Below are 19,807 nucleotides of genomic sequence, written 5' to 3' on the forward strand. Positions count from 1 at the left end.
GTTTTCTATGAAAAACTGACCTGTTCGGTAATTTTCAAACAAAAAAAAGACTATCCATGCAATTGAATAGCCAAAAAATGCTTTGGTAGCCAGGCGATCATCGTTTCTTTAAACATTAGATCCATAGCTTTGCGTCCTACCCTTTCGAATAGTTTGCCTTTTCAACACACGGTATGTAGTTACTATTACTTATTACCTATTTTACACCAATCTTGTAATAATTCAATATTTAATAATAGAAAAGTTAGATATTTTTAAATTTTAGTCTATCCGATTGATTATACCCTATTTTTATTGTGGTGAAACATTAATTTAATAGAAAAAAAGAAGTAGTGACAAAATATTTCTATCAAAGGTAAAGCCGAACACTTTTGTTAGTGCATATAACACGCCCCGGAAATATACTTCGCTTTCCGTGGGCGGCTGGTGAGCCAGGCAGCTACTTGAAATGGCTTCCTTGCTGCCTTGCATCGAGGAAGCCTTCTTCGTAGCGTTACTAGCAGACGCAGGTGCATCTTGGGGTCTCACCGAAGCCTATCCTCCCACAGGAGTCTTCGTATATGTCCGGGGCTAATGTAGTGTATGTCCGTATTAAAAACCTTTGTATTACTTATTTCCTAACCTCTTTGTTTTGTTGTATTTTAGAATCTAGTTTTTAGAAAAACAATAGTCCAATTGATATTGGTATAAAGCTCCAGAATAGTACCATGACGCAGAATCCCATGATGTCACGTACTTTTAGGCCTGCAATGGCAAGTAGTGGTAATGCCCAGAATGGTTGGATCATGTTCGTCCAGGCATCTCCCCAGGCTACAGCCATTGCTGTTTTTGCTGTGTCTGCTCCTAGGTCTAAAGCTGCTTCCATCATGATTGGCCCCTGTACCGCCCATTGACCTCCACCAGAAGGGATAAAGAAGTTTAGGATACCTGCACTAATAAAGCTAAACAAAGGAAGTGTAACTTCATTAGAAACATTTACGAAGAACATAGACAACTGTTCCGATAGTCCAGATTCTGTCATCATACCCATAATCCCTGCATAGAACGGGAATTGAATAATAATTCCACCGGCATTTTTCACGGCGCCTGTTACACTGTTCAAGAAGCGACGTGGTGTGCCATGGAAAAGAATTCCTAAAAATAAGAAGATGAAGTTGACGATGTTTAGATTTAGGTCAAACCCATTGGTTACGAAGTGATAGATAACAAATGCAAGACCAAGTAGCCCTATTAAGTATGAGATAATCTTGCTATTTTCTAACCGTTCCGCAGGAGTTATTTCTTCCTTAGGTGTTGGCTCTTCTACCTTCTCTACCATTGCATTTGCCTGTATGTTTAATAATTCCGGGTCAATTTGTCCAATATTATTATGAGATTTCATTAGCAGTCTATTTAAAAATGGAAGTGAGATTAACAAACTTCCTACAATAAATAAGTTCGGTCCTGCGAAAAGTGTGTCTATAACAGGAATAGCCCCTATTTCGTCATGTAAGAAATGGTCATCGGTTGCAATTAGCAATGGAATAGAGCCAGATAGACCACCATGCCATAGTAAGAATCCACTATAAGCACTAGCCATTAGTAAGCGATAATCGGCAGAAGGCACACGTTTGGCAACGTGAATCGCAAGTAACGCCCCTACAACAAGTCCAAAACCATAGTTAATTAAACACGCGATTGATGCTACAAAGGTTACTAGTAACACTGCTTGTCCTGGTGAATTTGCTAGCGTACTAATTTTACCTAATAATCTTTTAACAATTGGGCTATTTGCCAAGATATAACCCGTTACAACGATAAGGGACATTTGCATCGCAAATTGTAATAATCCCCAGAATCCATTTCCCCAGTACTCCACCATACGTACTGGTGAGTTTCCAGTGAAAATCATACCTGAAATAAATACGACAAATGTTAAAATAATAGCGAAAAGAAATGCATCCGGTAAATACCTACGAACCATACGATCAAAAAAGTTAGTAATAGAACCTAGCATTTTTTCCCTCCTTTAATAGTTTGGATTTAATACATTTTATTCTAGAATGTTACTTTTATTCTAAAAGAATGAACAATCTTTAGTTTATTCTTTTTTGTATAAAAATCCAAGTATCTACTAGAAAGAGCATCGTAAAGGTTATTTTTTCTTGGAGGAGATATCGGTGTCTGTAAGCTTTGTTGTCGTCGTTTCTTGAGGTTTTTATTACATTATTTAACAAGGTAAACTTCATGTAAAATTAGTTCTTTAAGTTTTACGAGGGGTACTATTTGTAAGAATCTCAGTTTGATGAGCACTAAATAAGTATCTTCTTTTGTATGCAGAAAGGTTTATTGGGACTACCCAAATGGGGTGAGGCGTCTATTTTATATAGTGTTTCATAAACAGTTAACTATCATTTCATGTATTTTATGATAAGTTTATCCAACTCTTCACTTTTTCTAAGCACTTCCTTATTATTGATTCCATTTTTCTTTGCTTCCTCTAATAACTCAGAGCGCTTCATATCGATTACATCTCTTGCAGCAGCTTTCATTTTATTTTTATTTCTCATGAAAACCTCCTTCTATTTAAGCTTTTAATCACTATATACCTTTTTTTCTAATATTGTAATCTAGGTAAAAAGAACTGTTAAACCAAAGCTCCCAGACCTTACTGATCTGGGAGCTTAAAGTTATTTTTTGGAAATATATTTCTCTACCATATCTATTGTTGGCATTGCTGGAATAGCCCCTTTTTCTGTTGCAACTATAGCACCCATCGCATTACCAAATTGAAGGATTTGCCGTTTCTCTTTTTTAGTCAATTCTTTACCAATCAGGTCAAGTTCCAGTAGCTTAAATAGGGCTCCAGCAAAGAATGCATCCCCACATCCTGTTGTATCAATAGCGTACACTGTATATCCTGGAACATATTCCAGCACTCCATTCGTATAACAATAACTCCCCTTTGCCCCTTGCGTAACCAATAATATTGGAATAGTATATTGGGCAGTAATTTTTTCGGCAGCAGTTTGAATATCTGTTTCACCAGTTAAGAATTCCAACTCTTCTTCTGATAGTTTTACAATATCTGCATAGGCAAGTATTGCTAAAATATTATCCTTTGCTTCATTTAAGCTTTTCCATAGCGCTGGCCTTAAATTCGGGTCAAAAGAAATAGTCACTCCATGATTTTTTGCCAATGTAAGTGCTTCAAGGGTTGCCTCCCGTACAGGCTCGTCTGTCATTGAGATAGAGCCGACATGAAAGATTTTTGAGTTCGCAATGATATCCGACTTCACGTCCTCTTTCGATAGCATCATATCGGCACCAGGATTACGGTAAAAGCTAAACGAACGCTCTCCTCCCTCACCTATATGTACAAATGCTAGTGTAGTCGGAATATCCGAATAGACGATTCCTTCGGTGTTTACACCATTTGATGTTAGTGTACTTTTTAGCATTTCTCCAAATTGATCCCTTCCAACACTTCCTATAAAGGCAGTTTTTTTGCCAAGACGGGATAGAGCCACCATCACATTTCCAGGTGCACCTCCTGGATTTGCAATAAAGCTAGGATTGCCTTCACTGTCTCCTTGAGGCGTAAAATCAATTAATATCTCACCTAAAGTGCTTACATCTGTCACTTCATCCACCACCTTTAGCCACTGCTAACATGTAACTCTCTTTAAATCCCATTTTGTTACATTCGCTTGTATATGTCCATTCACTTTAAATGTAATCTCTTCACTATTGGATGCATCAAATACTCTTGAAGAAAATACGACTGCCCCATCATTAATAAAAATTTCAATAGAAGAAGCATCTTTGTAGACATGTATGGAATTAAGTTGTTCCAAATGACAATGTCTGCTTTCAAAAGCTTTTGACTGATTTAACTTTTCCCGTTCAAATGTGAACACTTTTTCCTTTGCGTTGTAAGAAATTCGTAATGAAGCACCAATCTCTATAGAAAAATCAGTTGCTTGTATATAGGTGACTTCTACTAATAGTTCAAACACATTTCCTTTTATATCCGATAGAGAAATTCCAGCATCATCATTAAACTTTACATCGGGATAATAGACCTCATTCAGACGTAATTGCTGCAACTCTTCCACTGGATGCTGGTATAAATTTTCATTCTTCCACTCCAACTCACGTGGAATGGTTAGAGCGTGAATCCAATGATGCTTTACGGTTGGTTGGATAACATCTGCCTCCTCAGCATTTCCCATCCAGCCAAAAAGTATCGTTCGCCCTTTCTCGTCTCTCATCGTTTGTGGTGCATAAAAATCGAAGCCACGATCAAGTTCCACAAAGTCCCCATGTTTAAAGGAAAGCGAATCAAAATCTACTTGACCTCCAAAATAGCCAGATTGAAAAATATTCTGGAATGCAAAGCCTCTTGCCAATAGACCTTGTGGACATACTAACAACACATTCTTGCCATTGATTTCTATTAAATCTGGACATTCCCACATATATCCGAAGTCACCAAGTCCATTGAGCCCACTTCCTGCAAATGGTCCATGAAACTGCCATCTTTCTAAATCAGATGAAGAATATAAGACAGTCACACCTTTTTCTTGCTCGGTTTGTGCACCTAGTACCATATACCACTTGTTTTGGTGGTGAAATACTTTAGGATCACGATAATGTGCCGTAAAGCCATCTGGAACATGAATCACAGGACCTTTTTTCTCAAACGTGAACCCATCTTCAGAAATGGCCAAACATTGATAGGAGGAACGATTTCCATCCTCATCTTTTACATTACCTGTATAGAATACATACATTTTTTCATTGTGGATGACTGCACTTCCTGAGTAACAGCCGTTTTTATCATACCAACTGTCTGGTGCTAAGGCGATCTCCGCTTCTTCCCAGTGAACTAAATCATCAGAAGTATAATGCCCCCAGAACTTCGCACCATGGGAGGTTTCAAATGGATTCCACTGATAAAAAACATGGTATTTCCCTCGAAAATACACCAATCCATTTGGATCATTCAATAAGCCAACAGGTGGCATGATATGGTAATGCAAGCGATAGGAATCGCTTGCAACCACTTGTTTATATTCCGTTATTTGTTGATGCACCTTATTTTGCATGTCTAATGATGTCTTTTTCATACGGCTACCAACCTTATTTTTCAATTTGTTCCGCTTTTTTATCAGAGTATCCGAACATCCAAGTAAGAACAAACGCAACTGCGATTGCCACTAAGTTTGCCAAAATATAAAGCGGTAATTGTTCATTCAAATATAAAAGTGTTCCAGGTATAACTGTAATCGCCATACCAGTACCAGCAAGATTAAGAATAGAAGCAACAAAACCACCTGCAGCACCACCAATTAGACCCATTAGGAATGGCTTACCATAACGAAGGTTAACCCCGAAAATTGCTGGTTCAGTAATTCCTAGAAATGCTGAGAAAGAAGAAGGCATTGCTAATGCTTTAAGCTTTGTTCTCTTCGTTTTTAATGCAACGGCCAGTGTAGCTCCACCTTGAGCAGCAACAGCTGATGTGACAATTGCGTTATATGGATTGTTTCCTAAGTTTTCAAGTAGCTGAATTTCTAACAAGTTAAAGATATGATGTACACCTGTAATGACAATAATTTGGTTTAATCCACCAAGTAATATACCTGCTAAACCAAATGGTAATTCTAATACATACAATGCTGCATCGAGAATATAGCCTTCCACCGTATGGAAAATCGGGCCAATGATGAATAAAGCAGCAACACTCATAATCAATAACGTAAGGAACGGTGTGACGATTAAATCTAAAGCTTCTGGCACGCGTTTACGAATAGCGCGCTCCAGTTTAGCTCCAATAATCCCAGCTATAAATGCTGGTAGTACTGCACCTTGATACCCTACTACCGGAATAAAATCAAAGAAATATAATGGCTCTGCACCAGTAGCAACACCCCATGCATTCGGGAGGGCTGGACTTACAAGCATTAATCCAAGAACTAATCCAATAATTGGCGTACCACCAAACACTCTGAAGGTAGACCATGCGATAAGCGCTGGTAAGAATATAAAGGCTGTATCAGTTAGGATTTGAGTATATAGTAAAAAGTTGCTGGAAATGTCACTTGGCGTTAACCCAAACCAGGCAAGAACTTGTTCCTGCATGACAAGTCCACGTAATCCCATGAAAAGTCCAGTTGCTACTAGAACCGGTATGATTGGAACAAACACATCACCAAAAGTACGAATAGCACGTTGAAACGAATTTTTTTTGTTCATCGCTTCCTTCTTTTGTTCTTCTTTCGTTACTTGATTAACTTCAAACTTTTCTACCTCTTCATATACTTTGTTTACAGTACCCGTACCAAAAATAACTTGATACTGACCTGAATTAAAGAAGGCCCCTTTCACCTTGTCAATTTCTTCTACTCGCTCTTTATCAACCTTTTCTTCATCTTGAATGATGAAACGTAACCTTGTAGCACAATGTGTGACGGATTGAATATTTTCCGTACCACCAACAGCATCAATTAATTCTTGTGCTATTTTTTTGTTTTCGGACATGCAAATTCCTCCTCATTATGTGTGGAATCGATTCCATAATATAGAAAGAAAGGGGAAGTGATAGAACTAGAATAATAACATCATTCACTTTCTTTCGTGTAATATGGATATCCAATCCCAATATTATCGTTTATCTGTTAAGTAAAAATATGCGTTTATGGAATCGATTCCATATAACTCATGAAATATGGAACCGATTTCATAACCAATTATACACTTTGACGTATGAGAAGTCTATAATCTAAAATAATTTTTTCCTGGTAAGTTTGCGCATTTAGTTTAGCTAATAATTGATTTGCTGCCTGTTCCCCTGCCTTTTCATTTTGAAAATCAACGGTTGTAAGTGCTGGTTCTAGATATTGCGATATTTCGGAAGCACCAAAACCAACTAAAGCCATTCGATCAGGGATGACGATATCCTTATCCTTTAAATAACTCATTGCACCGATAGCTAATCGATCTGTTACAGCAATTGTTGCAGTTGGCGTGTTCACGGATTGCTTTAGAATTTTACCCATTGATTCTTTACCAGAATCAATATCAAATATTCCTTCTTGTATCCATTCAAGTTCAACATTCAATCCATTAGCTGTCATTTCATCTAGGAACCCTCTTTTTCGTAAGAAACCTACTGCTCTATCCTCTTCATGAACACCAATAAACGCAATTTGTGTATGACCTTTTTGAATTAAGAAAGCAGTTAGTTCTCTAGCAGCATGATAGTCATCGTATGTTACATGCATGATACCTTTTGCCTCTTGACCGACAATTACAACAGGTACATTGATTTCCTTTATTTTTTGTATCAGTTTTGGATCCGTATTAGTAGCTAGTAATACAATTCCATCTACTTGACGGGTCTTTAGTAGATCCAGGTACTCATATTCTTTTTCTTTATCTAAATTAGTATTTGCCAATAATATCTGATAGCCATGTTTAGCAAGCTCACTACCTAACCCAGTTACAATTCTACTAGGTGTCTCAGTTTTAATGGTTGGAAGAATTACGCCGATAACACTAGTCCTTTTCGTTCTTAGAGACTTAGCATATATACTTGGTTCATAACCTGTCTCCTCAATTACCTTTTCTACACGTTTTCGTGCTTCCGCACTAACATATCCAGAATTATTTAAAACACGTGATACTGTGGTCCTGGATACACTGGCCATTTCGGCTATTTCTTTGATAGTTGCCATGTCAACACACCTTTTAAATTTCTATGTCTATTTGATCACTTACTATTTACAGATTAATTTATCCTTAAAAAAATAGCAATGCCTCCAGCTAGGAAGCATTGCTATTCGTTATTTATTTGACACATCTTGTTCCGATGGTAAATTTCCCTTTTTATTATTCCCTCTTTTCTTAAATAACAGAGCAGCAGCCACAACTGCTCCTGCCGCACCTAAGTATTTCACACCCGTGAGTGATTTTTGCATCCAATATCGTCGGATGGAGTCCATATCTCTAATAAGATCTGCAATCTCGTCATAAATAAACCGCTTTTCCATTGGCGTTAGGCTTCTCTGCTGGAGGTTTGTATAGAGGTGATTAATTGTTTCAGCATTTCTTTTCTTATCTTTATCTGAAATCTTCGCATTTTGGTCGTTCATCGTTTCTAGCTCTTGAAGAATTTGTTTAGCCAACTTAACGGCATTGGTACGTTTAATCAGGGTACTAATATAATTCTCTAATTCCAAATCACGTAGTTCTCCAAGTTGATAAATTGCTTCATTTGTTTCTTCACTGAAACCTTCTAGTTGTCTATTTTTGCGTTCCATTACCATCACCCTACTGTTGATAAGTCATATCTTCCTTATCATACAACATTCCAACTCAAAATTGTTTTACATTTATATTTCAAACAATTTTCCGTTTATAGCGTTAATATAGCGGTTGGCAGATCTATCTACAGCAGCAATTCCATCCGTTTTTACAATACGATGAAATGCATTATAAATTCGATCGAACTTCATTAGCTTCGTACGTTCAGCCATTTCTCGTACCTTTTCTGCTGGTAACGGTATTAGGTTGGGGTAGCTATACATGAAACTAACCCAGTTCTGATCCGGCACAACTTGTATAATATCACCAGAAAGAAGTACCCCTTTTCCATCATTACCTTGTTGCCATTCAAGAACCGCACCACCTTTGAAATGACCACCTAGTCGATGTAAAGTAACACCGGAACTTAGCTCGAAATGCTCTCCTGACCAAAAGATAATTCGTTCACTTTGCCGAGTTACCCATTCTTGGTCATCTTCATGTATGTATATAAGCGCATCAAATACCTCTGCCCACTCTACTTGGGTGGAATAATAATGTGGGTGAGAAAGCGCAATAGCATCAATTCCACCGAGAGAATTGATATGGCTTATGGTTTTTCTATCTAAGTAGGTGATACAGTCCCATAGAATGTTTTGGTCAGCATGCTGGATGATATACGCTGTTTGCCCAATTCCAAAGTGTGGAAGTGTTTTAATGCTAAATAACTGGTCTTCATCCTGCTTGATTTCATTTTGATATATATTCCTGGCAATCATCTCTTCTAAAGTTGTCCACGATTGGCCATCTGGATGTACATACTGCCTTTCCTCATTACAAATCAAACATTCCTCCGGTTCCACAAAACGCGATGGATACTGCACACCACAAGTCTCACAAACAAACTTCTTCATCATAACTTAGGGGGGGACTGTCCCTCATTATGTTAACTAGGTCCCCCGTCCTCCTCTCGTACATATTTTTACCGTTTTTGCAAAGAATGAATTCGAGGTGAAATTATGTTAAATCGTGCAATGACTACTGCGCTAATCGGAATTGGTGCTGCTCAATTTTTAAAGGTTCCACTTCACTATAAGGAAACTGGTATTTGGGATTGGAAAAAGATGTTCGGTTCGGGTGACATGCCAAGCTCCCACTCTGCTGCGGTTACTTCCCTGTCTAGTTATGTAGGTTTCAAAAGTGGCTTTTCATCCATGAATTTTGGAATGAGTAGTATCTTCAGTTTAATTGTGATGTACGATGCGATGGGAATTCGTTGGTCCGCTGGTCAAACCGCGATAGCTGTAAATGATATGTATGAAGAACTAGAAAAATTTGCAAAGCACCATCCAGATGTAGAGTATCGAAAACGTGAAAAAGAACTGAAAGAAATGCTCGGGCATATGCCTATTGAAGTGATCGGTGGAGCCGCTCTAGGTCTATTTATAGGCGCTATGAGCCACCTACTAGAAAAAGATGATTAGGGGGACTGTCCCTCATTATGTTAACTTGAGGGGCTCCCGATAAATTTCTTTAATGGAGTGAATGACCATTGTTGGAGTAGCTTTCTCAGGAAATTCCTCGTTACCGGTTTCTCTGCGCCATTTCTCATGGAACCATTTTTCACATTCCCCCACACGTTCTAGAGGGCTCTTAGCTTTTACTGATTCTGGCATATCTTGATAAAACAAAATAGAAAGTACTCCTAATTCGTTGGCTAACCATACATCATGGTCAAGTCGGTCACCGACATGAGCAATGATTTCATTATCAGTATCCGATAGGCTATCAACCATCTCCACACGCGGTTTACCATACCCTACTTTTTCGGGAGTAATTATAGTATCAAATAAATCCGTTAACCCCAATACATCCATCACTGGCTTTTGGTATTTTTCAAATCCGTTCGTCACGGTTGCAATGGCATAGCCACTGTTTCTTAAGACAAGCATAGCATCTATGACATCTGCTTCCAACAGATAAACCTTTGGTGGGACCGAATGCTGGCGAACAAGTTTAGCAACATCAACTTGAACCGACACCCCATAACGAGTAAAAGCCTCTCGCACGATGTCATCCCAATCGTACGCCTCGACAATATTCCCCGAGGCCATGCGGTTACGATGTTCTTCTACTAAAGCTGGAAATATTCTTTGATTATTGACACTTTCTGCAAAAACACGTTCAATCTCAGGAAAGACCCACTCCCCAAATGGGTTCTGCATTAAGGTACCGTCTAGGTCAAACGTGATCCATTTTCTTTTCATTATTTCAATGCCCCTGTCGTTAAGCCTTTCTTATCTTTTTAAACTATATGTCCATAAGAAGCTATCTATACTATGAGACAGCCCCTCACCGCTTTAGCATTTTAAAGCAGCGAGGGACTGTCCCCAACAACTATCCTACTGAACCATCATCTGGCTCTTCCGGTAGCTCATTTTCACTATTATCTGTGTTGTCTTCTTCGACTGGTGCTGTGGATGGATTTGTTTCCTCTATCACATCAGTAGGTTCTTCAGAAGTTTCTTTATTCCCTTCCGTTTCCGAAGGTGTTTCTTCTTCTACAATTGGTTCTTCCACTTCGTCCACTTCTTGTTCTGGAGGATTGGTTTGTTCAACCGAGCCCTGTTCCTCATTTTGTGGTTCGGTGTCTACCGTCTCCTTCTCTGATTCATTGGAAACTGGTTCTTCTTCTACTTCTTCTTCCACAACGTCTTGATTTGATGGCCTACTCGTATCCTCGACTATCTCGGAATCCGTCACTGTCTCTTCACTCGTATCAGTTTCAATAGTTTCCTCTTCTATTTCCGTTACGGTTGATTCATCTTCAGGAGCTACTACAGCCTCATCATTCGAGATATTTTCCTCATACCCTTGTACATCCTCTAACTCTCTAATCGGAATATTTTCATTCTCATTATGTATTTCATCGTCTCGAAACATTTCATCAACTGATATATCTGGTATATTGCCAGCAACAGTTTCAACGGGTTTATCGGTTAAACTCTTAAAAACCCAAAACCCTCCACCTAACAAAGGAGCTAGTAATAACACCGACGCAAGCATACCAATAGCTTCTTTTCGTATTTCCAAAGCTACTCCCCCTCAATCTATCGCCTACAATAGCCGATCTATGTATCTATTAAATTTACTAGTTTTACTATATTACAAAACGCTATCTATGTTAAGAGGAACACTCAGACCAATTACCCATTTCCTATATTGTATAGAGCGAACTTATAAGAATTTACTGTTTATTTACAGTTAACTTTTGATGTTTTATACTTAATTTTGTCGTATTACTTTATGATTTCATATATATAAGCTATAATTACAGTTTTATGATAGAGAGGATTCAACATGAAAAATACACTTCAAACGTCTTTACTATCTGAAGAAAAACAAGCAACGAAATGGTTTTTAGGACTATTTTATAGTGTTTTTCTAATTTATGATGTTTTTTATTATTACTTATTACCTACACTTCCTTGGGGAAATGAAGTATCCATATCAACTACCAATGTGTTCGACTATATTTTATACGCCGTTATGATTGGTCTAATCCCCGTTTCTTACTATTTTATGAAGAAAAACAAGCCTGGTATCCTAAAATACCTTTATTTCATAAGCTATACTTCTATAAATATATTTAGTGATATTTGGTTCTACTCAAATTCAGATTTTGCATACACCAGTGGGAATTTAGTTGAAATTGTTATTATAATATTCTCACCAATATTTGTTAATAAGAGATATTTCTATCTAGTCTTCTTTGGGACAACATTTAAATACTTAGTAGCAGGTTTATTTCTAAAATATTCTGTTGTGATGGTTACACTGCTAGTTGTTATTGTACTTTCTATGATTACATTTATTATCTTGCTTAGATTCCTTAGTTATGTTGAAACTGTCACAAGCTCCTATGATAAACAAATTGAAGGAATTGTCAAAGGAATTATTGCCACACTTGAGTTAAAAGATCCATACACTCGTGGACATAGCGAACGTGTAGCAGAGTATGCTATGGTATTAGCGACAGAAACTGGAAAATACAACAAAGATGAGCTAAAATATTTTTATTATGCATGCTTACTACACGATATTGGGAAGATTCATATTCCTGATGCGATATTAACCAAGCCTGGAAAGTTAACAAAAGAAGAATACGAAACCATCAAAATGCATACCGTTGTTGGTGCGAAAGCAGTTCACGAGGTAGAAGGAATATCGGCTAACATCGATGTTGTATTAAGTCATCATGAGCGTTGGGATGGAAAAGGTTATCCCAATGGTCTGAAGGAAGAGGAAACACCTCTATTAGCAAGAATTACAGCTATTGTCGATGCGTTTGATGCAATGACGTCTTCTAGATCCTATCGTTCTGCTTTACCTTTTGAGGAAGCTTATAGAAGAATTATCGATGGCAGTGGAACCCAATTTGACCCACAACTAGTAAAACTATTTATGAATGTATACCCTAATTTGAGGGAAATTCATGAAAAACATAATAGCCACTAATACAAGAAGGGGGGTGCACACATATGAAAATTCGTAAGCTTAATAAAATTAAAGTTACATGCTGGTGGTGTATCTTTGTATATCCACACTAATTATAATTCGCTGAGGATGCTACTAATCTAGCATCCTATTATTTTGAAAAAATGGCGGTGTAACAATGAAACTTACACATGATACGAAGCTAACTCTATACGACCTAAACATTCGACCGGATAAGAAGCACTTTATCGTAGAGGATAGTGCATCCGGTGACTTCTATGAGATGCCAAAGATTTGTATTGATGCCATTTCATACATGAAGAATAATGAAACTTTAGGTGAAATTGAGAACCAGCTAAAAGCTGACTATCCTGAGGATGAAGTGGATATTTATTCGTTTACGGAGCAACTAGTGGAGTTCGGTTTAGTAAAAGATATTAATGGTGAAGCCGTAGTCGTAAGTAAGAATACTCACTCTTCCAAGGGGTTCGAATGGATTCCCTCTGCGATTGCAAAGATCTTTTTCAATAAAGTTACCAATAAACTCTATATGCTTTTATTGGTTATTAATATATCGTTAGTAGTTTTCAACCCTGAGCTTATGCCACATTATAGCGACATCTTCCTATTCGAATCTATGACGCTAAACATGTTAACGTATATGGCACTTTCTCTAGTCTTAATCATCATTCATGAGTATGGCCATATTCTAGCTATCCGGTCACATAATCTACCAGCAAAGTTGGACATCGGAAACCGATTATTCTTAGTGGTTTTTGAAACAGATTTATCCCCTGCCTGGAAACTAGCTCCAAGAGAACGTAACCCTCTCTATTTTGCAGGAATGTCATTTGAACAAGTAGTCATCTTTATTTCATTTTTAACGATGTTATTTTTTACAGAAAGTAATTCGATTATAGCTGGGCTACTAAGCATGGTAGTATTAGATATCTTTATAAAATCCATTTACCAACTGAGTTTCTTTATGAAAACAGACATGTATTATATCGTTGAAAATTGGACTGGCTCATATAACCTGATGGAGAATGGGAAGCAATACTTAAGCAAATGGATTCCTTTTCTTAAGAAAGATGATACAACCGAAGCGTTTGATGATGAACTACCAGCGATTCGTTTATACAGTTGGTTTTATCTTTTAGGAATTCTACTCATGTTTCTATTACTTGGCTTCTACATTATCCCACAGACAATTCATGCACTCTACCATGTCATCGAAAACCTGTGGTTACCAAACGGACCATACTTCTGGGATTCCGTTATATTCTTAGGGCAAGCCATTCTTATGATCGGTCTCCTACTTTATGCCAAACTAAAAAATAGCTAGGGGGACAGCCCTTCAACGCTTTGCAGTGATAAAGCAGTGAGGGACTGTCCCTTTATTTAGACCTCATTAGATCTGGCAAAAACGTCACAATCTCATCAAAAACTATAATCAACCCTAAACATAAAATCATCATTCCAAGCATCGGCATAACCCCTTTAAAAATACGAGATGCTGGTATGTCTTTTGCCACTCCACTGATGATATACACACTTAATCCCATTGGAGGAGTCAGAAGTCCAATATTCATCACCAGAATCATCACTACTCCGAACCAAACACCATCAAATCCGAGCATTGTAATTAACGGATAAACAACTGGTAAGGTTAATACAAAGATCGCAATACCTTCTAAAAACAACCCCAGTATTAAGTAAACGACTAATATTAACGCCAATATAACATATTTAGATGTATCAAGATTCGATACATATTGCGTGATTTTAACCGGGATGGTACTTAAGGCCAAAAACTTACTAAAGATGTCAGCTCCAATAATAATAAAGAAAATCGCAGCAGTTAACCGGGTTGTCTCATTTAAGGACTTCTTAAAATCCTCCCACCTTAATCTCCTCGTTATTATTGTCAACAGGAAAGCACCAAACGCACCGACACCCCCAGCTTCAGTTGGGGTAAAATAACCGAAGTAAATTCCACCAATACTTAGTGCAAACAACAGAATAAAAGGCCAGACATAGGTAAGCGACTTTATTTTCACTTTAAATTTCTTCTTCTCTGTTACTGGTGCCAGACTAGGCTTTCTCCAAACCATGACATAAATAACAATCATGAATAAAGCCATTTGCAGTAGGCCTGGCACTAGCCCCGCGATCAATAGTTTTCCAATGGGCTCCATGGTCAATATGCCATACAAGACAAGAATAACACTAGGTGGAATAAGTATTCCAAGTGTCCCTCCTGCCGCAACACAGGAGGTAGAAAGTGCATCATCATACTTGTATTTTTTCATTTCAGGAAGTGAAATCCTAGCCATCGTTGCTGTGGTAGCATTCACCGATCCTGAGATCGCAGAAAACAAGGCGCTCGTTCCAATCGTCGTCATCGCCAGACCGCCTTTAATATGACCAATCCATGCATCTACAGCAGTGTACAAATCACGCCCGAACCCACTATAGGATAAAAACATTCCCATTAAAATAAATAATGGAATTACGCTTAACGAGTACGAACTAGCGGATGAAAATGGTGTAGTTCCTAATTGTACAATCGCAGCATCCCATCCCCGTATAAACGCTAGCCCAACCGTACCAACCACCAAAAGTGATATGGCAACGGGGACACGAAGCACGAACAAAACAAGCAAAGCCACTATCCCGATTATTCCAATGATTTCAGGACTCATCGATTATTCACCGCCAATCGAAAGTATGTGATAGCTTTAAAGATAGCCGTCAGCATAAAGATAATCACTGTTAAGGCGATGAGGAACAAAAATGGATGAACTGGCAGTGCTAATTCAGCCGTTGTGGCGTTTCTCTCCATCATTCGAAGCCCATTATCGTAGATTTGTAGAGCCATCAACAAGGTAACCAAAGCAATTACTAGTTCAACGACACCTTGTACTAGATTCCTAGCCTTCTCAGAAAATCGTTCTACTAGAAAATCAATTGTGATGTGGTCACCTACACGATGAGTGATGGCCAATGCCAAAAATACAAGCATAGCCGAACTTAGCTCTGTTAACTCGTAGGAACCCTTTAATGGGCTATTAAAAAAATTCCGTCCTATTACATCAAATGTTATAATCGCCATCATCAATAAAAGAACACCATTAGCCATCAATTGCTGAATACCTGCGATTTTATTAATTACCTTCTTTGGCTTTTCTAGTATTTTTGGCATGGCGAAATCACCCCTACGTCTACTTGCCACTCAACTCAACCGCTCGGTCATATACCTTTTGCCCAGGCAGTCCCTTCTCATTTACATTATTAATCCAGTTTTCTATTGTTGGATTAATAAACTCGCTCCATTCGGCAAGCTCTGCTTCGGATAACTCATAGATTTCGACACCTTTTTCCTTTGCTTGCTCTACAGCTTCTCCTCCGAATTGGTCAAAAATCTCTCCCGTTTTCGTTGCCATTCGTTCCCCAGCAAGTTCCATTATCGTTTCCTGATCTTCATCACTTAATTTATTAAAAGCCTCTTCATTCATCACGACAAACATCGTCGTAGAATAAAAGTTTCCAACCGTTGCATAATTGATTACCTCATCAAGCCCCCAAGTCTTTACCGCTTCCCAAGGTGCGATGGTACCATCTACAACGCCACGCTCAAGCGCTTCAAAGTTTTCATTCATCGGCATCGATACCGGTGTTGCTCCAAGTGCCTCTAACCATTCACTAGTTTCCGGTGAAGGCGAACGAATCTTCATCCCCTTTATGTCCTCTATACTTTTCACAGGTTTATCCACGGTATACAACTGACCTGGATCTGTAGTATACAACCATAGGGGGACAGTTCCTTCATACTCCGCATCAAACTCTTCAAACTCATTCATTAATGTCCATAGATTTTTAGAACCACTCACTGCTGTTTCCGCCATAAATGGAAGCTCCATTACCGATGTTAATGGGAACTCCCCAGGCGTATAGCCATGTACACTTAATGCAAAATCTACCGAACCTGTTGCTGCAGCATCAAACTGCTCATCTGGTGCTGCAAGTGCTGCTCCAGGATAGGAAGTAATTTTAATTCTGCCATCCGTCTTCTCTTCCAGCTCGGCTGCAAAGCTTTTGACTTCTTCTTCCATAAAGTGTGTTGGCGGGAAGAAATGAGAGAAATCTAGCTCATGAACATCAGTTTCCGAACTAGCATCATCACTACAAGCTGCCAAAATAAAAATACAAAACCCAACCATTACTGCAAAAAACAACTTACTTTGACTACGTAAAGCCTTTTTCAATGCGACCACTCCTTACTCTATTTTTAAGGAAAACGCTTACATTGATGTGTAATGAAATAAGTTCTTGTCTATGTATAATCATATATTATTTGAAATATGATATCAATTACTATTTTGAATATTTAAAATTTAGAGGGACAGTCCCTCACCGATTTATCACTTTAGCGCGTTGAGGGACTGTCCCTCTTCTATTGCATTCCAAACTACGGATTGTTATGTTAGTAGATAATAAGATTGATAGAGAGGAAATTGGGGATGGATGAGAAGGTTTTAGCTTTAAAAGACTTAACTATGAGTTACTCGGGCAAGAGCGTGCTAAATGGCATTAATCTAGATGTGTATCGTGGCCAAATTATTGGGTACATTGGTCCTAACGGTGCTGGAAAAAGCACGACCTTAAAGATTATTCTTGGATTGGTGGAGGGATACAGTGGTACTGTAGAAATCTTCGGACAGGATATCTCTGCCACCGACCATACATACAAACAAAAAATAGGTTATGTTCCTGAAAATGCGGAGATATACGACAACCTAACTGCTGCGGAATACCTAACCTTCATTGGTGAATTATATGGCTTGGATCGCAAAAAAGCAGAAGAAAAAGCGAGAAAGCTCATGGAGCAATTTGATATGGAGGAAGTTTTCCATTCGCGAATTTCCTCATTTTCTAAAGGGATGCGCCAAAAGGTTTTAATCCTCTCCAGTCTACTGCATAACCCAGATGTCATTTTCCTAGATGAACCTCTAAGTGGTTTAGATGCAAATAGTGTGATGGTCATAAAGGATATGCTAGAGTCCCTCGCAAATCAAGGGAAAACAATCTTTTACTCCTCCCACATTATGGACGTAGTTGAGAAGATTAGTAATCGAATTGTGTTACTAGTAGATGGTAAAATTGCTGCGGATGGTTCTTTCGATGAGCTGAAGGAACAAAGCAAAGAAGGATCACTGGAAGGGATTTTCAACCAACTGACTGGCTTCGATGTTCATAAGGAGACTGCCGATAGTATTGTTTCGATTGTGATGGAGGATGGTCGGGATGCGTGATTTTCGTACGTTAAAGTTTCTAGATTTCTTCCAGCCAATTTTTCGCAAGGTAAATATTGATTATCCCATGATGCGGAAAATAGTGGCGGTAAAGCTCACGATGGATCAGCGCCGTGTTCCGACCATCTTGAATGATATGAAGCGCAAAGAAGGAAATCAGTTCCTAAAGTCATTATGGATTTACGCACTTTACGGAGTCTTACTAATCCCGTTTATTTTTCTAGGGGAAAATTTCATGCTCCAATCGAGCATCATTATGGGAGTTTCCATGTTTATTTTGATGACTTCTATGATTTCCGACTATTCTTCCGTATTACTCGATATCCGGGATAAGGTAATTTTGAATACAAAACCGGTAAATACAAGGACAATCAATGCAGCTAAACTCGTTCACATATCGATTTATTTATCCTTTATTACCGGGGCTTTTATCACTATTCCGGCAATTGTTACACTGTTTACGTATGGAATTGGTTACTTCTTCATCTTTATCGTGGGAATTATTTTATTGGATATGTTTGTCATGGCACTTACCGCTTTAATTTACATGCTGATTCTACGATTTTTTGATGGGGAAAAGTTAAAGGATATTATTAATTATGTTCAAATTTTACTCGCGGTTGGAATTGTCATTGGGTACCAAATCATCATCCGTGTATTTGACATGGTTGATCTTGTAGCTGTTTATGACTTTAGCTGGTGGCATGTATTTATCCCACCGCTCTGGTTTGGTGCGCCATTCGAGTTGTTGTTGAATCAAAATTATGCTACGGAAATGATCGTTCTATCCATAATAGCTGTGATTGGGCCAATTATTTCGATTTTCCTATACTACTACCTCATGCCATCTTTTGAGCAAAATTTACAAAAGTTAATGGAAGAATCGAGTAGTAGGAAAAAGAAACGCTGGAGTTTGAGTGATTTAATTGGGAACGTGATTTGTTTCAAACGAGAGGAAAGAGCGTTTTATCGGTTTGCATCGACAATGATCAGTCGTGAAAGAGACTTTAAGTTAAAAGTGTACCCATCGCTTGGGATGTCGTTTATCTTTCCGATTATTTTTCTTTACAATAATATGGAACTGCAAGAAATTACTGGAACCCCCCTTTCACAGGGTAGATCATATTTAACGTTATATTTCGCAAACATTATTATCGGTACGGTTGTATACATGCTGCAGTTTTCTAGTAAATATAAGGGTGCTTGGGTATTTTATACAACGCCAATTCAAGACAACTCAGCCCTTTATCGCGCGACATTGAAGGCATTCTTTGTGAAGCTTTACCTTCCTGTCTTATTAGTATTATCTGTGGTGTACATTTGGATTTTTTCCTTCCGAATATTACCCGATATCCTTGTTATTTTGGTCACTTCACTCCTGCAGGTTGTTATCGCACATAAAGTATTCAATAAAGGAAAATTCCCGTTCACCGAACCTATGGATTCAGCCAATCAAGGTGGTGGAACGGCAGGAATTATCATCGCCCTAATGTTAATCGTTGGCGTATTTGCCTTGATTCATTTCATCATCAGTGTAATCCCGTTTGCTATCTACATTTATTTAGTAATTTTGATCGTGCTTACAGCTGTATTGTGGAAGGTCCTTCTTAAGTAGTATGGATGTTGAGGGGACAGTCCCTCTGTGAAGTTTTTTACAGAGGGACTGTCCCCACATATTCTTCAAAATCCAATTTTAAGAAAATCCA

Annotated in this window: 18 protein-coding genes and 1 riboswitch; of the genes, 5 read left to right on the forward strand and 13 right to left on the reverse strand. The window is 38.2% G+C overall.

The window, feature by feature from the left end:
* Positions 1-81: 81 nt before the first annotated feature.
* Positions 82-168: riboswitch (cyclic di-GMP riboswitch) on the reverse strand.
* A 487-nt stretch (positions 169-655) separates the two neighbouring features.
* The 8 genes from TE34_RS04375 to TE34_RS04405 form a co-directional block, all read right to left on the reverse strand.
* Positions 656-1,996, reverse strand: a complete 1,341-nt coding sequence (locus TE34_RS04375; protein WP_047983607.1) for a short-chain fatty acid transporter — start codon at positions 1,994-1,996, stop codon at positions 656-658.
* A 394-nt stretch (positions 1,997-2,390) separates the two neighbouring features.
* Positions 2,391-2,549 (reverse strand): aspartyl-phosphate phosphatase Spo0E family protein, encoded by a 159-nt coding sequence (locus TE34_RS20560; RefSeq protein WP_084710625.1) that lies wholly within the window; start codon positions 2,547-2,549, stop codon positions 2,391-2,393.
* A 120-nt stretch (positions 2,550-2,669) separates the two neighbouring features.
* Positions 2,670-3,623, reverse strand: coding sequence for a carbohydrate kinase family protein (locus TE34_RS04380; protein WP_047983608.1), 954 nt, complete (start codon positions 3,621-3,623; stop codon positions 2,670-2,672).
* 24 nt (positions 3,624-3,647) lie between these two features.
* Positions 3,648-5,111 carry a glycoside hydrolase family 32 protein gene (locus TE34_RS04385; RefSeq protein ID WP_201777673.1) on the reverse strand — a complete coding sequence of 488 codons (1,464 nt, stop codon included), beginning with the start codon at positions 5,109-5,111 and terminating at the stop codon, positions 3,648-3,650.
* 13 nt (positions 5,112-5,124) lie between these two features.
* Positions 5,125-6,525, reverse strand: a complete 1,401-nt coding sequence (locus TE34_RS04390; protein WP_047983609.1) for a sucrose-specific PTS transporter subunit IIBC — start codon at positions 6,523-6,525, stop codon at positions 5,125-5,127.
* Between the two features lie 209 nt (positions 6,526-6,734).
* Positions 6,735-7,721, reverse strand: coding sequence for a LacI family DNA-binding transcriptional regulator (locus tag TE34_RS04395; RefSeq protein WP_047983610.1), 987 nt, complete (start codon positions 7,719-7,721; stop codon positions 6,735-6,737).
* Between the two features lie 108 nt (positions 7,722-7,829).
* Positions 7,830-8,306, reverse strand: coding sequence for a hypothetical protein (locus TE34_RS21160; protein ID WP_047983611.1), 477 nt, complete (start codon positions 8,304-8,306; stop codon positions 7,830-7,832).
* A gap of 72 nt (positions 8,307-8,378) precedes the next feature.
* A complete protein-coding gene (locus TE34_RS04405) occupies positions 8,379-9,206 on the reverse strand; it encodes an MBL fold metallo-hydrolase (RefSeq protein ID WP_047983612.1) in 828 nt (275 codons plus the stop codon).
* Positions 9,207-9,308: 102 nt separating this feature from the next.
* Here TE34_RS04405 and TE34_RS04410 point away from each other — a divergent pair, with 102 nt between their 5' ends.
* Positions 9,309-9,773 (forward strand): divergent PAP2 family protein, encoded by a 465-nt coding sequence (locus tag TE34_RS04410; protein ID WP_047983613.1) that lies wholly within the window; start codon positions 9,309-9,311, stop codon positions 9,771-9,773.
* Between the two features lie 15 nt (positions 9,774-9,788).
* On the opposite strand, the gene TE34_RS04415 is transcribed toward TE34_RS04410, so the two are convergent.
* Positions 9,789-10,556 carry an HAD family hydrolase gene (locus TE34_RS04415; RefSeq protein ID WP_047983614.1) on the reverse strand — a complete coding sequence of 256 codons (768 nt, stop codon included), beginning with the start codon at positions 10,554-10,556 and terminating at the stop codon, positions 9,789-9,791.
* A gap of 130 nt (positions 10,557-10,686) precedes the next feature.
* Positions 10,687-11,382, reverse strand: a complete 696-nt coding sequence (locus TE34_RS04420; protein WP_047983615.1) for a hypothetical protein — start codon at positions 11,380-11,382, stop codon at positions 10,687-10,689.
* 267 nt (positions 11,383-11,649) lie between these two features.
* Here TE34_RS04420 and TE34_RS04425 point away from each other — a divergent pair, with 267 nt between their 5' ends.
* Together TE34_RS04425 and TE34_RS04430 are read left to right on the forward strand one after the other, a co-directional pair.
* Positions 11,650-12,807 (forward strand): HD-GYP domain-containing protein, encoded by a 1,158-nt coding sequence (locus tag TE34_RS04425; protein ID WP_047983616.1) that lies wholly within the window; start codon positions 11,650-11,652, stop codon positions 12,805-12,807.
* A 157-nt stretch (positions 12,808-12,964) separates the two neighbouring features.
* Positions 12,965-14,131: a hypothetical protein gene (locus TE34_RS04430; protein ID WP_047983617.1), complete on the forward strand. Its 1,167-nt coding sequence runs from the start codon at positions 12,965-12,967 to the stop codon at positions 14,129-14,131.
* Positions 14,132-14,183: 52 nt separating this feature from the next.
* Here TE34_RS04430 and TE34_RS04435 read toward each other — a convergent pair whose 3' ends face one another.
* The 3 genes from TE34_RS04435 to TE34_RS04445 are packed head-to-tail and all read right to left on the reverse strand — an operon-like array spanning position 14,184 to position 17,054.
* Entirely contained in the window at positions 14,184-15,491 is a 1,308-nt protein-coding gene (locus TE34_RS04435) for a TRAP transporter large permease (protein WP_047983618.1), read from the reverse strand.
* Positions 15,488-15,991, reverse strand: coding sequence for a TRAP transporter small permease (locus TE34_RS04440; RefSeq protein ID WP_047983619.1), 504 nt, complete (start codon positions 15,989-15,991; stop codon positions 15,488-15,490). The genes TE34_RS04435 and TE34_RS04440 overlap by 4 nt, the downstream gene beginning before the upstream one ends.
* Positions 15,992-16,010: 19 nt before the next feature.
* Entirely contained in the window at positions 16,011-17,054 is a 1,044-nt protein-coding gene (locus tag TE34_RS04445; RefSeq protein ID WP_047983620.1) for a TRAP transporter substrate-binding protein, read from the reverse strand.
* Between the two features lie 255 nt (positions 17,055-17,309).
* Between TE34_RS04445 and TE34_RS04450 the strand changes: the two genes are divergently transcribed.
* Both TE34_RS04450 and TE34_RS04455 read left to right on the forward strand, forming a co-directional pair.
* Positions 17,310-18,101, forward strand: a complete 792-nt coding sequence (locus TE34_RS04450) for an ABC transporter ATP-binding protein (RefSeq protein WP_047983621.1) — start codon at positions 17,310-17,312, stop codon at positions 18,099-18,101.
* On the forward strand, positions 18,094-19,716 hold the full coding sequence (locus tag TE34_RS04455; protein ID WP_047983622.1) for a hypothetical protein: 1,623 nt from the start codon (positions 18,094-18,096) through the stop codon (positions 19,714-19,716). Before TE34_RS04450 ends, TE34_RS04455 begins: the two co-directional genes overlap by 8 nt.
* Positions 19,717-19,807 lie beyond the last annotated feature (91 nt).

It is taken from the genome of Ornithinibacillus californiensis (assembly GCF_001038485.1).
Taxonomy (GTDB): Bacteria; Bacillota; Bacilli; order Bacillales; family Amphibacillaceae; genus Ornithinibacillus; species Ornithinibacillus californiensis.